Raw genomic sequence first — 14,782 nt, 5'->3', positions numbered from 1 at the left:
TTCTTTCAAATATGAAACCTGTCGCTTCTTCAAACGTAAATTAATGTAAGGAAAGTATTCCTTATGGAGGTGTAGTGCACGTGCTATGGTGGATTATAGGAATTGCTGTTGTGTTCGGTATAATAAGTAGTCTTCTTAGACGTAGGTTCTCCCAAAATACATTCGAAGCCGGTAATTGCCACGAAAGGCAATTGCAGGAAGAAGAACGTGTGAAAGCGAGCAGCTGGTTTAACGGTGGGCAGTGATTGGAAAATGCCAGGAACATTTTCCTGGCATTTTTATTGATAACTTTGAAGGTTGTACCTAAAACCAATACATAAAGGTTGTACCTAAAACCAATACATAAAGGTAAATGAATCAAATTTCATGGTCAATCGAGGTCTTCAAAGTATTTAAATATGAACAAGGAGAGAAGAATGTGATCAAGTCAGAACATGATATTTTGGAGCTCGTTGAACAAGATTCCTGGATGATGGAACTCCTTAAAACAGCACATAAACTGAACCTGCCTGACTGGTGGGTCTGCGCAGGGTTCGTAAGGACAAAAGTGTGGGATACACTGCATGGGTATTCAAACAAAACGACCCTTCCGGATATTGATGTCGTGTACTTCGATGCATCCAATACAGATGAACATTTTGAAAAATACTTAGAATCCCGATTAAAGGGGGAAGCTCCCTCCGAACCATGGTCTGTGAAAAACCAGGCAAGGATGCATATTAAAAATGGAGAAGAGCCATATACCTCCACGATTGATGCCGTTTCCCGTTTTCCGGAGACTGCTACCTCTATCGCTCTGAAGCTGAACGAGAAGAATGAGCTTATCTTGGCAGCGCCTTGGGGGATCGAAGACTTGATTTCTCTACAAATAAAGCCGACTCCACCATTTAAAGAAAAAGAGGCACTGTCTTCCATTTATGAAAAAAGGGTGCAGGAAAAGCAATGGGATAAAAAGTGGCCAAAGGTGAAAGTTCACGGTATCTAAATTATGGGACGGACCTCAATTTAGATACCTTCTGTCAGAGTGGATCCCTTGATATGAAACGATTTCAATCATAATACTGAACAATTATTTAGGTCCGTCCCTCAAAGGAAGGGAGAAGGTTATGTCCATTAAATATTGGTCACAAGCAGGAATAGGATTGCTTGTACTCGTTTTTTCGACTCTGGTTAGTTGGTATGAAGGGAGTGCGTTGTTGGATCATACCTGGGAATGGAGGTATTCGGCTCCCTTTAGTGAGATAGTTCATGGAAGTGTAACGGGTACAAATGATATTGTAGCCCTGGATTTCTTTGTATATGCAGCGAAGTTCTCGCCACTCTACCCGGGGATGATGATAATCAGCGCCAGTTATCTTTTCATACTGGTTGGATTTAGGTTATTTAAACAAAGAGGTTTCCTGATTTCCCTCGCTCTACTTGGCGTAAACTACCTTACATTAAGTTATGTCATTTCCTCATCACCTACTGCGGGTGGAAACACATTATTTTGGTTGTTCCTATCGGTGGGAGTAGTGATGATAGTAGCAGCGTGCGTCATTCATGCATTTCCATACTTACGATTAAAAAGGTCTTTCAACCAATAGAGGGACGGACCTCAAAACACCACGCTTTTTCAGGGCGAATCCTTTGTTATAAAGCATTTACACCCCTAAAATAGATGGATTTTTGAGGTCCGTCCCTAAACCGTAACGTTTAACTGTACGGTTTTATTAAAATGCAGTATACTACTCTAGAGGTGATCACTTGGGAAGTTGTATCGAATAGGCGAGCTGTCGAAGATAAGTGAAGTATCCAAGCGAACCATAGACTATTACACAAAAATGGGATTATTGAAGTGCGACCGGTCCCTTAATAATTATCGATACTATCATGAAGAGTCATTAGCCGATCTGAAACTGATTGAACAATGTCAACAGATGAAAATGACCTTACATGAAATCAAAGATCGTATGATTTTATTGAAGTCCAATCAGGTCGATCAATCCGTGCTTGAAAAGCAGGTAAAGCATATACGAAATGAAATGAAGCATTTGCATAATGAATTACATGAAGTCTTGCAGGCGTTGGATACACTAGGGGATGAAGACCGCAAACGCATGTTGAAGCAGGTTTCCCCACAGGCTTTGGCATTATTTCAGACATTAATGGTTTTTTCTGGTTAATCCAGCATAATAGATAAGCAATTACAGGAGAGTGACTTTTTTTTGGACGATATACCACTGAATTCATTAGTATTACTGGGAGCATTAATCCTTTTATCTGCCTTTTTCTCATCGGCGGAAACGGCTTACTCAAGCGTGAACAAGATCAGACTTAAGAATTTCGTAACTGAAGGAAGAAGAGGAAGCATTAAAGCGCATTATATTGCTGAGAATTTTGATAAAGCCCTGTCTACGATATTAGTCGGAAACAATATCGTGAACATCGCGGCAGCAAGTATTTCAGCAAAGCTTGCGACAGATATTTTCGGAGGGAACACTGGTCTTGTCATCAGTACGTTTGTCATGACGCTGTTAATTCTGATTTTCGGAGAAATCCTCCCGAAATCATTGGCCAAAGAAAACGCAGAAACATATTCCCTGACCATATCCGGCGTGCTATTTTTCTTAATCAAGGTCCTTACACCGATCAACTTCTTTTTTATTAAATTAAAGGAGTTGGTATCGAAATTCTTCTCGAAAGATCACGAAATGCCGTCTGTCACAGAGGAAGAGTTAAAGGTGATGCTTGATATTAGTGAAGAAGAAGGAGTCATCGATAAAGAAGAAAGGGAGTTGATTCACCGCTCCATGGACTTTGATGATATCCTTGCAACCGAGGTTTTGACCCCAAGGATCGATGTGATGGCCGTTGAGGTGAATCAGCCGATAGAAGAAATCAAAGAAATGTTCTTTGAAGAACGGTTTTCGAGGATTCCAGTATATGAGGATCATATTGATAACATTATCGGAATTCTCTCGGAAAAAGAGTTCTTCACTCACTTGATTAAGTTCGGTGAAGTGAACATTCGGGAATTGATTCGTGAACCGATGTTTGTATTTGAATCGGTTAAGATCTCTTCACTTCTTACTAAGCTTCAAAAGAACAATGTGCATATGGCCATTGTAGTAGATGAATTTGGTGGAACCACAGGAATCATCACCCTTGAAGATATCCTGGAAGAGATTGTAGGGGAAATCTGGGATGAGCAAGATGAAAAAACACATTCCATGAGAAAAATCAGTGACAAAGAGTATAGATTCGATTCCCAATATCAATTGGATGAATTTACAGAGTTACTCGACGTACCAGAGCCTGAAAGCTCTTACCATACAATTGGGGGATGGGTCGTTGAAAGCTTTGAAGACCTTCCATCAGAAGGTGACAGCTTTGATTATGAAAACTTGAAGGTAAGCGTCGAAGAAGTGGATAACCGCCGGGTGCGCACAATTAAAGTTGAGATTTTAGAAGAAAAAACCGGAGACTTGGTTTAATTACATTTAAAAAAACAGGCTTAGATGCCTGTTTTTTTTATACGTAATCGAAAGGAGCTGTATCATGAGTCAAGAAGAAACGAAAGAGGTCCTATTAAAGGAACTTGAGATTGTCAATGAATGGGCTGATGATCAAAAAGGATTGTGGTTCTGGGAGAAACTCGGCAGGATTCCATTTATGATTCTTGATCGGATCACCCCTCAAATGGTACATAATAAAATTGGTCAAGCCTTGGATGAGATAGGGAGCTACATACAAAAAGGTGGAAGTCATCTGACAAGTGAGAAGGAGGTCTTAAATCGATTCATCAAAAAAACGGGAGATTCTGATTTAACTTTAAAGAAAATTGAAGAGTTTCCACTTGCCTACATGGATCAAGTGAGCGAAGGAATTGTGGATTTGAGGAAAAAGGTGGCGATGACTCAAGGGGCCACTACAGGGATCGGTGGTTTTCTGACATTAAGTATCGATATCCCATTCATTCTGGGAATATCACTAAAAACCCTTCAAGAAATAGCTTTGTGCTATGGTTATAATCCCAATGATCAAGAAGAGCGTATTTTTATTATTAAATGCCTCCAATTTGTTTCATCGGACATTGTAGGTAAACAAGCTATACTACAAGAACTCGAAGACTTTAATGGGGAGAAGAAGGATAAAAGAGAGCAAACCCTGTCCCAGCTGCAGGGTTGGAGGGAAGTGATGGTCAGCTTTCGTGACAACTTCGGATGGAAAAAACTCTTTCAAATGGTTCCCATCGCCGGTATCCTCTTCGGCTCATTCATCAACAAATCCATGATCAAAGACATAGGGGAGACCGGTCGAATGCTCTACCGAAAAAGAAGGATCCTCACGAAGCTCAAAGAGGGACGGACCTCAATTTAACCTGCTATTTTTATGAGGAATTCAGGTTTTATGCTTATTCTTGATCATATTCGGAGTATTTATAGAGGTCCGTCCCCCTATAAATGAAAAAAGGGACCTCCAAATTTGGAAGTCCCTTTTTCATTATTCTTCTTCGTTCTTATCTTTATTAAACCAAAGCGGTTCATCATTATCCACTTCGCCATTGTAGTTAATAAGCAGTTCTTCTCCGGCTTGAATATCTTTATAAGCATAAAAGTCGAAAGTATGATTATCAAAATTGATTTCGTAAACCGTATTCGGTGTATATGAATGGTTGAACAACATTCCGTATCCTAATAAAAGTGCTGTGTGGTTGATTCCGTATTCAAATACATAATCCGCCAGGAACGTCTTCTCAATATGCTCATGTTCCTCGTTTGGGTAAGGGATGACTGGTGCTTCATGAACCAGTTCTCCTTTGGCTATATCTCTTTTTGCAAAAACTCCACGATTAAGATCTCCGTCGCTAAGAGACGATAGTTTCACTTCGATCATTATGCCACCTGCTTTCTAAATCCTTGACTAAATAAGTTTGACACGAACGGGATAGAAAAGCAAACACTAAATCTAGCCCAATCATTAACGGGTATCCTATCCGTTAGAAGAGATCACCGAAAAAATCCTGAATGCCGCGTGCACTTCGGACAATCCAGCTCGCTTTCTTTACGGATTCTGCAGCATAAACATCCACATTATAAGCTGAGGACTTCTTGTCAAAGATATATTCTTCTTTTTCATTTGTATCGATAACCAATTCCCCGATTTTTTCTCCTTTTTCAATAGGAGCCTGAAGGGACCCATCCTTGTTGACTTTTTTTTCATCGAGATTCAGTGTGGTTTCTACCTTGTCCTCCTCCTCATCCGTTAAGCGGATAGAGAGGGGTTTGTCGACCTTAATTGTCACTTCCTGCTCCTTTCCATTCGGAACCGGTATGGTATGCTTCTTTTTCTTTTCGATGCTATTCAAGTCATAGGTTACAGTCTTAAACTCATCGAAACCGTAATCGAGGAGTTCCCTTGCTTGAATAAATCGCTCTGCACTGCTTGGCTGGCCGTACTCATCCTTGGCGTCAAGAATGACAGTAATGTAACGGACCCCATTTCTTTTTGCCGTCCCGGTAAAGGTAGAGCCGGCGAAGGGAGTCGTGCCGGTCTTCAGACCGTCTGCGCCTTTGTAATGATAGGATTTCCCCTTTAATAGGCCATTTGTGTTTTTCATGACCAGTTCTTCACTCGTCCCAGGTCTGAATACTTTAGAAGTGAGACTTGATGTTTCCAATACTTCCGGAAAATCATGAATGAGGTAATAGGCAAGGGTTGCCATATCTTCCGCTGACACCACATTTTCGTCATTCACATCTGTTCCTTCAGGATACATCCCCAGCATATCGTAGTTACTGAGCCCGGAGGAATTGACGAATTGATAATGTTCAAAGCCAAGTTCCTTCGCCTTGGCATTCATCATCTTCACAAATTCCCCTTCAGAACCACCCACCACCTCTGAAAGCGCAATTGCGGCCCCATTGCCGGACTTGATGACCATGGCATCGTACAATTCCCTTATCGTATATTCTTCATCAGCTCTCAATGGAACGTTACTTAATCCAGGGGCATTAGCTAATTGATAAACCTTATCGCTTACTTTATACGTTTGATCCCATTTTATTTTCCCATTTTCAATCGCTTCTAACACAAGGTACTCCGTCATCATTTTCGTCATGCTCGCAATACCAAGTGCCTTGTCTTCATGTTCACTATAAACAATCTTTCCTGTATCTGCTTCTACTAATATTGCAGCATCTGCATTGATTTCTACTGTTGATTTACCATGCGCCGTCTGCTGAAAAGGCGTCATGGCCATACATGATATCATCAAAACCGCCAGGCTTTGTTTCACCGTCTTCTTTTCCAAAATAGTACCTCCATAAAACCAATTTTACGCAACCAAATCATTCTACCATACAAACCTCCCCAACACCCCAAAACCCACGAACCTTTTCAATTCGTTCAAATTATTGTAAATAATTGTTGTTCTAAGGGACGGACCTTCATCTATCAATCTGGGTTTACCTTAATATGAATGGAGAAGGTCCGTCCCTCAAAATGGAAAAAAATTCTTGTCCCCACTCTACCATTCTGGTAAAATCGGGTAAACCACTGGGAGGGGATATAGATGATTACATATCCATTACTTACGAAACATTCTACTGTGGGCTTGACCGCACCTTCTTCTGGCGTGCCACATGAGCTCCACGATTTACTGAAGAAAGCGATAGCTAAAATGGAAGAAGCAGGGTACACCTTAGAGTGTAGTGAAACCGTTTGGAAGCAGCATAAAGCAAAGTCTGCTCCGGCAACGGAAAGAGCAGCCGAATTAAATAGAATGCTTCAGGATGATTCGATTTCACTCATCATTCCGCCCTGGGGAGGAGAGCTCCTCATAGAAGTCCTCGATTTAATCGACTTTCAACAAATCAAGCCTAAGTGGGTGCTTGGATATTCCGATATTAGTGCCCTCTTACTTGCATTAACGTTAAAGACAGGGATGGCCACGGCACATGGGACCAACCTCATTGACTTGAGAGGAGAAACTACTGATCCGACAACGAAACAATGGGAAAATGTCCTTTACACAGAAAAAGGCTCTTCGGTCACCCAATTATCTTCCCAGAAGTATCAAAAAGAATGGAATCATGAACAGCCTTCACCATATGTATTTCATTTAACTGAGCCCACGTTCTGGAAAACCGTCGGGGACAAGAAGGTAGAAATGGAAGGCCGATTCCTCGGAGGCTGCATCGATGTGATCAGAAACCTTATCGGGACACCATTCGGGGATGTGGCTTCATTCAGAAAGAAACATATTGTCGATGAGCCGATCATTTGGTATTTGGAAAACTGTGAGATAAATACGGCAGATTTACGCCGGACACTCGTACAAATGAAACTCGCAGGATGGTTAGAGCATTCTGCAGGGCTGCTATTCGGGAGAAGTGCCGCTAATACTCCAGTGGACGGCTATACAGCAGAAGATGTTTATCTTGAAATCGAAAGCGAATTACAAATCCCTGTGGTCTATGATATCGACTGTGGTCATCAGCCGCCCCAGATTACATTCATCAATGGGGCTTACGGAAAAGTAGAAGTCCAGAATGGAAAAGGGAAGGTAACGCAAACCTTCCGATAAACATTCCATTAGAGGGACGGACCTTCATGAAGCAGTAGCAGTTTACCATAATTATATGTATGGAGGTCCGTCCCTCTAACACACCACTTCACAGAAGTGGTAATGAGTTTCATGAATACCAATAATCTTACAAAACAAAGATAAGGAGCAATGAAGATGTTTACCTATCAATTAAACGATAAATTGGAATTAAGACTTTTTGAACTACAAGACTCAGAAAGGTTATTCGAACTGACAGATGGATCCCGCTCCTATTTACGCGAGTGGCTTCCTTGGGTGGACTACTCTAAAACGGTGGAGGATTCAAGGGAGTTCATTAAGGCGACCCGGCAAGGATTTGCCAATAATAAGAGTTTGACGACTGCGATCGTTTATCAAAATGAAATCGTCGGTGTTGCGGGTTTCAATGAACTGAATTGGTCCAATAAAGTCGCCTATATCGGCTATTGGCTGGGTGAGGGCTATCAAGGGAAAGGAATCATGACGACCGTTGCAAAAGGGTTGACGAGCTACGCCTTTGATTATTATAAAATGAATAAAGTCGAAATAACTGCTGCTGAATTTAATCAACGGAGCCGCAGCATCCCGGAAAGACTTGGATTTGTAGAGGAAGGGAAGCTGAGACAGAGGGAATGGCTCTACGATCACTATGTTGATCATATTGTTTATGGAATTTTAGCGGAAGAATGGGGAAGAGAGTGAAGGAAATCGAACACCGTGCAGAGGAATTGATTTCCTGGGTGGAAGAAATCAAAGATAAAAATGGAAGCTCTGCCGGCGCACTCTATATCCTTAAAGATAATCATGTAGTGGTAGAGCATTATAGTGGACGCCACTCCCACGAAGAGGATGCGAGGATTGTCCAGGCTGATTCACAATTCAATGTGGCTTCTGCCAGAAAGAGCTATTTAGGACTTGCCGTTTCCTTTACATTATATGACAAATACATTGAAAGTCTTGACGATCCGATTTCTGTGTATATGCCTGAATTGGATGCTGAAATAGTGATGGATACGACCATCCGGCACCTTGCCACTCATTCCCACGGCCTTCATATCGATGAGAAGGGCCAATGGTACAGAGAATTCAAGGCCGGAACCGGTTGGGCTTATCGTAACATCGGAGTGGAGATCTTGACCGAATTGATTCAGCGACTTTACGGAAAAGGGTTCCCTCAGCTATTGGAAGAACGGATATTTTCACGTATCGGATTAAAAGAAACGGGCTGGCGGACAGAACCCGACGCAAACCTTGTGAACATTATCGTAGAAGTAACGGAACCGTCTCTTTCAGGACTGGGCACGACCAATGATGGTACAGAAAAAAATCTATTCGTTTCCGCGCGGGAGTTTGCCCTATGGGGACAACTGCACCTGCAAAAGGGCAGGATGAAAGGCGAACAGATTGTTCCATCCCAGGTAATCGAGTTATCTACCTCGATCCAAAATGTTGCTTATCATGACGAGTCCCTTCCAGATAACGGTCTATTCTGGTATGTACAAGGAGAAGCACGGCCGAGAAGTGAAATGGGGGAACGGGTACCCCGTGAATCGTATCAAATACTTGGAGTAACGGGACCGACGCTTCTTGTCATCCCATCTTTAAACATTGTGGTGGCAAAGATGTACAATAAGCGCTATAACTACGGTGGGGAGGACTATCTTCATTATTTAAGAGAGTTCAGCAACAAAGTAGCGGATTTATTTACGGACAGCAAACAGATGTGACACTAACCCAAAATCGAATTTGGGAATGAATTTCCATATAGAAGGGTACACTATGACCAATCATTTGTATCATATTATGGGGGGATCCCATGTTTCATATTGCCGTGATTGTATTGATTGTTCTTAGTTCCTTGAAATGGGGATCTTGGAGTAGGTGGAGGGAGTTTCTTCCCACCATCTACTATTTTAGTTTTTTCAATATGTTTTATCAGTATCTCAGCTATACAGTTAAGGCCGTGTGGGAATTAGACGGATTTTTTGTCAATATGTTTGTGACGGATACGCTCTATACAATGGTTGCTTATCCTTGCCTTGTCATTCTGTTCTTGAGCCATTATCCTGAAGAATGGAGAATCAAGATTGTCTATTATCTGAAATATATCGGTGTTGCAACATTGACTGAATGGGCTGCGGGGAAAACCGATTCCATAGAATATTTTGAAGGATGGAATCTATGGTGGACGATACTTTTTTATTGTATTATGTTCCCAATGCTACGCCTTCACTACCTGAATCCTATAAAAGCCTTTATTGCATCCATTTTCGTGGTGACTTTTCTTTTAATCAGCTTCGACTATCATGTATTATGAAAAACGGTGAACCTCTTTTTGGAGACCCACCGTTTTTAACATGATGCACTATCCGCTTTTTCAATCAGAGCATCACTATAAAAACATAACCATTAATTCTTCATCGTAGTATTCCTCGTTATACTTCAACGCTCTCTTTTCAGTTCCGTATGGTATGAATCCACACGAATGATAAAGTCCTTTTGCTGTTTCATTGTTAGTAACGACTGTGATCATCAGTTGTTCGATGCCTTCTGTTTCTTTTGCAAGATTTATGGCTGCTTCCAGCAGTCGTCTTGCCAAGCCCTGCCCCCTTTGTGTGGGGGTGACATACATAGCATAGATGGAGGCTTTATGCTTCATTTTCAAAGTAGTTTCCCGTACCATCGTAACAGCCCCTACCAGTCTTTTCTCAACAAAGCAGCCAAACGTGAAATTGTCTTCACTTGAAAGCCTCTCTTTTGTCATTTCAATTGGATTTTGACGCTCAAGTGCCTCTTCATAGCTGCTGCCAAAGCTAGAAGGACTTTGCTTCAACATCTCTAACCTAAGGTTCCAATAATCTTCAGCATGAGTTTCATTAAGCAATGTAATTTCCATTATTTTCTGATATCCTTTCCATAACGTGATATGATGATAGGAGAAACGCTGCTATGCATCCATGTTCGACACTTTTTAGAAAAACCCTTTTAAATCCATTGTGTATGGGAGGAGTACAAATGAAAAATTGTCTTGGGTGCCGACTTTCAAATCATGAAGAAAAAGTACATATTGTATATGAGAATGAATATGTCACATGCATACTTGATCATGTACCCCACCATTCAGGTCATACACTGATCCTGCCAAAGAAACATAAAGCGGAAGTGACAGAACTGGACGATGAGGAAAGTCTCTCTGTTATAAAGGCCTCACAACTGGTAGCACGTACCATTCATGCATTATATGAACCGAATGGAGTGACAATTTGCCAGAATGGCGGAATCTACAATGAGTTAACACATTACCACATGCATGTTATTCCAAGGAATGAAGAAGCAGAGCATTTTGGTAATATGTTTTATGGACATGCCGAGGTAGATGAACCCTCCGAATCGTTGGAGGAAACACACGAAAAAATGAAAGAATACATCACTAGATTACTAGAATAGGAGAATTCAGAATGAGTATACATAAAGATTTTCAAGAAAAAGTAAAACAATATGCAGAGCTGGCAGTAAAGGTCGGGGTGAATGTACAAGAAGATCAACCGCTTTGGATCTCAGCACCGCTCGGAACAGAAGACTTTGTTCGCCTTGTCGTGAAGGAAGCCTATCTTGCAGGCGCAAGAATTGTACATGTTCAATGGTATGATGAAGAAATTATGAGAATGCATTATGAATCGGCACCGGATGATGTGTTTTATGAATATCCGAGCTGGCTGGCTGCTGCTCATGAATGGGTAGTGGACCTTAAAGGAGCATTTCTTCAAATAGAGGCCAATGATCCGGATCTTCTGAAAGGTATCGATCCTGACCGGATCATGAATTTCGAGAAAGCGAGTGGGGATGCACTTGATCGATTCTATGAAGCGATTGAAAAGGATGAAATCAGTTGGTCCATCGTCGCCATTCCTTCACAGAAATGGGCGGATAAAGTGTTTCCTGAACTCCCATCATCAGAAAGAGTCGCCAGTCTATGGGAACGTATTTTCACTTCGGTCCGCATCGATCATCCAGATCCTGTTTCCGCATGGAAATCCCATATCCAAACCTTGACCGATAAAGCCACCCAACTCAACTCACTAAATTTAGAAAGCCTTCACTACAGCGCGGTAGGGACGGACCTATCCATTGAACTGCATGAAGACCATATATGGCTTACCGGCGCAAGCAAGACCCCTCAGGGAACCAACTTCATTGCCAATATGCCGACAGAAGAGGTATATACAGTCCCTGTAAAAACAGGAGTGAATGGGACCGTTATAAGTACCAAGCCACTTGCTTACAATGGAAATGTGATAGATGGATTCACTCTCACATTCGTTGATGGAGAAATTGAGGAAGTCTCCGCTAAAGAAGGAGAAGAAATACTACGTAAATTAATCGAAACCGATGAAGGGGCAGCTTACCTTGGAGAGGTGGCGCTTGTCCCTCATCATTCACCCATCTCAGACTCCGGTATCTTATTCTTTAATACCTTGTTTGATGAAAATGCATCAAATCATTTAGCGATCGGGTCTTCATATCCGACTTGTATTAAAGATGGAAACATATTATCTGACGAAGAGCGGGAAGTAAAGGGTCTCAATGAAAGTGTCGTGCATGAAGACTTCATGATTGGTTCAGCCACTATGAATATTGACGGAGTTTGTCGCGATGGAAAAAAGATTGCCATTTTCCGTAATGGGAATTGGGCGATATAAGTTTAGTAAGTACGTTATGTTTCGGTACGCGTCGAAAAAATTGAAGAAGAGGAAAAACCCTGTCCTTTTAGAACAGGGTTTTTCAATTGATTTTCAATACAATCTATAAAAATGATAAAAAAGGTTTATATTATTATTAAAAGAGGTAAATTGGAAATAATTCAATTAATTGTAAATTTCTTAGATTTATTAAACACCAAATAAGGAGGAATGATTCCAAAATGCATTGGTACTTAACCGCATTAAATAAGTATGCAGATTTCACAGGTAGATCGAGGAGAAAGGAATTCTGGATGTTTTCATTGGTCAATTTCGTTATTATGTTTATACTTAGTTTTGCAGCTAATATAGTCGATTCTTCAGGCACAATCTTTATGGTACTATACGGAATTTATGCATTAGCTGTTTTCGTACCTTCTTTAGCTGTCTCAGTCAGGCGTCTGCATGATACAGGCAGAAGTGGTGCGTGGTACTTCATTGCTTTTGTCCCTATTGCTGGAGCTATCGTTTTACTTGTCTTTATGTGTTTTGATAGTGATCATGGGAGCAATCAATACGGACCTACCCCGAAAAACTTTGAGAACATCACAGTCACGACGTAGGTTTCGACGGGAGAACCCTAAACCGAGGGGGTTCTCTTTTTTTTGGTGTTTTTCCATATAGTAAGTTTATTAACAGATGTTTATTTTCATATTGTTAAAAGCATTTAATGATTCATCCTACACCCCAATATATTTGTGGTAAAATCAATTAAAACGCAAGCTGATACATAAGGAGTGAAAGACATTGAGTTTTGAAGGCCAAAACATATTACCTGCCATAAGATCAATGAAGGACTTTGAAAAAATGCTCGAAACCTCTTTTCAGTACGGCGTGTTCCTAGATCTTCATGTCGGGATGCTGAAAAGTGTTTTTGAATATGCCCGTAACGAAAATCGAAAGATGTTTTTACATCTGGATCTCATTCATGGACTTTCGAGTGATGAATACGCAGCTGAGTATGTCTGCCAGGAAGTCAAACCTTATGGCATTATATCCACTAAAGGAAACGTCATAAAAAAAGCGAGGCAAAAAGGCGTGTTTGCCACCCAGCGAATGTTTGTCATAGATTCGAGCGCGATGAACCGCAGTATTGAATTAATCCAAAAGACAGATCCGGATTTCATTGAAGTTCTTCCCGGCGTGGTTCCGAAAATCATTAAGGAAATAGGCACCAAGACAGGCAAACCCATCTTTGCAGGCGGACTCATTGATACAGTGGATGAAGTGGAAGCGGCACTTGAGGCAGGAGCGACGGCGATTACAACCTCTGATCGAGTCCTATGGAAACATTTTGACAAATAAAAAATCCTGAAAATCCATTGACACCGCTTTCATTGTGGAGTAACATATATGACAAGTTAATACGTTGTGAAAGAGATGAAGAGACTCACGTGAAGTGCCCGCAATTGATGGGCATATTCCGTGAGTCTCTTTATTTATGATTCAACGGGCTCTGATGACGAGGTCAAGCTTGACTAACAGGATTATCACTGTCATTTATCGGGTAAACGAGCTAAAAAGCCCCGTTAAAGCCTGAAAAGTGATGGTACTGACAGTTCTTCTTACAGGAAATCAATTGTTAATGTCGGCTTATAGTGAATCAGAGCAAAATCTAATAGAAATGAGGGATGATGCATGAATGCATTTATAGGAGAAGTGGTAGGTACAGCATTGCTCATTATTTTCGGTGCGGGGGTTTGCGCCAATGTAAATCTCAAGAAGTCATTTGCGTATAACGCCGGCTGGATCGTCATTACATTTGGTTGGGGATTGGGTGTTGCCATGAGTGTATACGCCGTAGGACAGTTTAGTGGGGCACATTTGAATCCTGCTGTTACTTTGGGACTTGCGTTCAATGGTGATTTCCCATGGAGCGATGTACCTGAGTATATCCTCGCACAAATGATCGGGGCAATCATCGGGGCAACCATCACATATTTACACTTTTTACCCCATTGGCACGCAACAAAGGATCCAGGTGTGAAATTAGGAGTTTTTGCTACAGGTCCAGCCATTCCGCATTATTTTTCAAATTTATTGAGTGAAATCATTGGAACTTTTGTATTAGTAGTAGGATTATTATCTATAGGGGCGAATACCTTTACAGACGGATTAAATCCATTTATCGTCGGATTCCTTATCATCGCGATCGGAATCTCTCTTGGCGGTACAACAGGATATGCGATTAACCCGGCTCGTGACCTTGGACCGCGTATCGCTCATTTCCTGCTTCCTATTCCCGGAAAGGGACCATCCAACTGGGGATATTCATGGGTTCCAGTAGTAGGCCCGGTATTAGGCGGATCTTTTGGTGGCGTCTTTTATAAAGCGGTTTTCATTGGACAAGTCACGACCAGCTTCTGGGTGGTTCTTGTGATTCTTCTTGCCGTCCTTGGACTTGCCTACGCAAGTGACAGAAAGACCAGTTTAGCTAAAAAAGTACATCAATTATCTACAGAAAATTAATCTT

At 41.4% G+C, this 14,782-nt stretch carries 18 protein-coding genes; 15 read left to right on the top strand and 3 right to left on the bottom strand.

The genetic code is table 11. From position 1 onward, the window contains the following. The first annotated feature begins 80 nt into the window (after nt 1-80). The 6 genes from ACSQ2E_RS11830 (at nt 81) to ACSQ2E_RS11805 (ending at nt 4,362) form a co-directional block, all read left to right on the top strand. Nucleotides 81-245 (top strand): hypothetical protein, encoded by a 165-nt coding sequence (locus ACSQ2E_RS11830; protein ID WP_435990714.1) that lies wholly within the window; start codon nt 81-83, stop codon nt 243-245. Between the two features lie 224 nt (nt 246-469). Beyond that, complete coding sequence (locus ACSQ2E_RS11825) at nt 470-985, top strand: nucleotidyltransferase family protein (RefSeq protein WP_435994507.1); 516 nt, start codon at nt 470-472, stop codon at nt 983-985. A gap of 121 nt (nt 986-1,106) precedes the next feature. Next, nucleotides 1,107-1,586, top strand: coding sequence for a YjdJ family protein (locus ACSQ2E_RS11820; protein ID WP_435990713.1), 480 nt, complete (start codon nt 1,107-1,109; stop codon nt 1,584-1,586). Between the two features lie 168 nt (nt 1,587-1,754). Then, complete coding sequence (locus tag ACSQ2E_RS11815; RefSeq protein WP_435990712.1) at nt 1,755-2,165, top strand: MerR family transcriptional regulator; 411 nt, start codon at nt 1,755-1,757, stop codon at nt 2,163-2,165. 42 nt (nt 2,166-2,207) lie between these two features. Beyond that, entirely contained in the window at nt 2,208-3,476 is a 1,269-nt protein-coding gene (locus ACSQ2E_RS11810; RefSeq protein WP_435990711.1) for a hemolysin family protein, read from the top strand. Nucleotides 3,477-3,540: 64 nt separating this feature from the next. After that, entirely contained in the window at nt 3,541-4,362 is an 822-nt protein-coding gene (locus tag ACSQ2E_RS11805; RefSeq protein WP_435990710.1) for an EcsC family protein, read from the top strand. Between the two features lie 123 nt (nt 4,363-4,485). Here ACSQ2E_RS11805 and ACSQ2E_RS11800 read toward each other — a convergent pair whose 3' ends face one another. Together ACSQ2E_RS11800 and ACSQ2E_RS11795 are read right to left on the bottom strand one after the other, a co-directional pair. After that, on the bottom strand, nt 4,486-4,878 hold the full coding sequence (locus ACSQ2E_RS11800) for an SET domain-containing protein (RefSeq protein WP_034759385.1): 393 nt from the start codon (nt 4,876-4,878) through the stop codon (nt 4,486-4,488). A gap of 103 nt (nt 4,879-4,981) precedes the next feature. Then, a complete protein-coding gene (locus ACSQ2E_RS11795; protein ID WP_435990709.1) occupies nt 4,982-6,295 on the bottom strand; it encodes a D-alanyl-D-alanine carboxypeptidase family protein in 1,314 nt (437 codons plus the stop codon). 261 nt (nt 6,296-6,556) lie between these two features. Here ACSQ2E_RS11795 and ACSQ2E_RS11790 point away from each other — a divergent pair, with 261 nt between their 5' ends. The 4 genes from ACSQ2E_RS11790 to ACSQ2E_RS11775 all read left to right on the top strand — a co-directional run bounded on the left by ACSQ2E_RS11790 (nt 6,557) and on the right by ACSQ2E_RS11775 (nt 9,887). Then, entirely contained in the window at nt 6,557-7,570 is a 1,014-nt protein-coding gene (locus ACSQ2E_RS11790; protein ID WP_435990708.1) for a S66 family peptidase, read from the top strand. 156 nt (nt 7,571-7,726) lie between these two features. Beyond that, nucleotides 7,727-8,272 (top strand): GNAT family N-acetyltransferase, encoded by a 546-nt coding sequence (locus tag ACSQ2E_RS11785; protein WP_435990707.1) that lies wholly within the window; start codon nt 7,727-7,729, stop codon nt 8,270-8,272. Next, on the top strand, nt 8,269-9,297 hold the full coding sequence (locus tag ACSQ2E_RS11780) for a serine hydrolase domain-containing protein (RefSeq protein WP_435990706.1): 1,029 nt from the start codon (nt 8,269-8,271) through the stop codon (nt 9,295-9,297). The genes ACSQ2E_RS11785 and ACSQ2E_RS11780 overlap by 4 nt, the downstream gene beginning before the upstream one ends. 89 nt (nt 9,298-9,386) lie before the next feature. Next, nucleotides 9,387-9,887: a CBO0543 family protein gene (locus tag ACSQ2E_RS11775; RefSeq protein WP_435990705.1), complete on the top strand. Its 501-nt coding sequence runs from the start codon at nt 9,387-9,389 to the stop codon at nt 9,885-9,887. Between the two features lie 75 nt (nt 9,888-9,962). On the opposite strand, the gene ACSQ2E_RS11770 is transcribed toward ACSQ2E_RS11775, so the two are convergent. Continuing rightward, nucleotides 9,963-10,466, bottom strand: a complete 504-nt coding sequence (locus ACSQ2E_RS11770; protein ID WP_435990704.1) for a GNAT family N-acetyltransferase — start codon at nt 10,464-10,466, stop codon at nt 9,963-9,965. A 119-nt stretch (nt 10,467-10,585) separates the two neighbouring features. Between ACSQ2E_RS11770 and ACSQ2E_RS11765 the strand changes: the two genes are divergently transcribed. From ACSQ2E_RS11765 to ACSQ2E_RS11745, 5 genes are all read left to right on the top strand, one after another. Next, nucleotides 10,586-11,017, top strand: a complete 432-nt coding sequence (locus ACSQ2E_RS11765) for an HIT family protein (RefSeq protein ID WP_435990703.1) — start codon at nt 10,586-10,588, stop codon at nt 11,015-11,017. Nucleotides 11,018-11,028: 11 nt separating this feature from the next. After that, a complete protein-coding gene (locus tag ACSQ2E_RS11760; protein ID WP_435990702.1) occupies nt 11,029-12,270 on the top strand; it encodes an aminopeptidase in 1,242 nt (413 codons plus the stop codon). Between the two features lie 221 nt (nt 12,271-12,491). Next, the gene (locus ACSQ2E_RS11755) at nt 12,492-12,872 is read left to right on the top strand and encodes a DUF805 domain-containing protein (protein WP_435990701.1); all 381 of its coding nucleotides are present in this window, start codon (nt 12,492-12,494) and stop codon (nt 12,870-12,872) included. 184 nt (nt 12,873-13,056) lie between these two features. Beyond that, nucleotides 13,057-13,614, top strand: a complete 558-nt coding sequence (locus ACSQ2E_RS11750) for a glycerol-3-phosphate responsive antiterminator (protein ID WP_435990700.1) — start codon at nt 13,057-13,059, stop codon at nt 13,612-13,614. A 333-nt stretch (nt 13,615-13,947) separates the two neighbouring features. After that, nucleotides 13,948-14,778, top strand: a complete 831-nt coding sequence (locus ACSQ2E_RS11745) for an MIP/aquaporin family protein (protein ID WP_435990699.1) — start codon at nt 13,948-13,950, stop codon at nt 14,776-14,778. The last annotated feature ends 4 nt before the right edge of the window (nt 14,779-14,782 follow it).

This window comes from Rossellomorea sp. LjRoot5 (assembly GCF_964253455.1).
GTDB lineage: Bacteria > Bacillota > Bacilli > Bacillales > Bacillaceae_B > Rossellomorea.
Note: the sequence above shows the minus strand (reverse complement) of the source record. Positions and strands in the feature narration are given on the sequence as shown.

Coding starts and splice junctions, on each gene's coding strand:
- ACSQ2E_RS11760 (WP_435990702.1), top strand. CDS start 11,029: ATGAGTATACATAAAGATTTTCAAGAAAAAGTAAAACAATATGCAGAG.
- ACSQ2E_RS11800 (WP_034759385.1), bottom strand. CDS start 4,878: ATGATCGAAGTGAAACTATCGTCTCTTAGCGACGGAGATCTTAATCGT.
- ACSQ2E_RS11805 (WP_435990710.1), top strand. CDS start 3,541: ATGAGTCAAGAAGAAACGAAAGAGGTCCTATTAAAGGAACTTGAGATT.
- ACSQ2E_RS11745 (WP_435990699.1), top strand. CDS start 13,948: ATGAATGCATTTATAGGAGAAGTGGTAGGTACAGCATTGCTCATTATT.
- ACSQ2E_RS11785 (WP_435990707.1), top strand. CDS start 7,727: ATGTTTACCTATCAATTAAACGATAAATTGGAATTAAGACTTTTTGAA.
- ACSQ2E_RS11770 (WP_435990704.1), bottom strand. CDS start 10,466: ATGGAAATTACATTGCTTAATGAAACTCATGCTGAAGATTATTGGAAC.
- ACSQ2E_RS11775 (WP_435990705.1), top strand. CDS start 9,387: ATGTTTCATATTGCCGTGATTGTATTGATTGTTCTTAGTTCCTTGAAA.
- ACSQ2E_RS11790 (WP_435990708.1), top strand. CDS start 6,557: ATGATTACATATCCATTACTTACGAAACATTCTACTGTGGGCTTGACC.
- ACSQ2E_RS11755 (WP_435990701.1), top strand. CDS start 12,492: ATGCATTGGTACTTAACCGCATTAAATAAGTATGCAGATTTCACAGGT.
- ACSQ2E_RS11820 (WP_435990713.1), top strand. CDS start 1,107: ATGTCCATTAAATATTGGTCACAAGCAGGAATAGGATTGCTTGTACTC.
- ACSQ2E_RS11825 (WP_435994507.1), top strand. CDS start 470: ATGATGGAACTCCTTAAAACAGCACATAAACTGAACCTGCCTGACTGG.
- ACSQ2E_RS11765 (WP_435990703.1), top strand. CDS start 10,586: ATGAAAAATTGTCTTGGGTGCCGACTTTCAAATCATGAAGAAAAAGTA.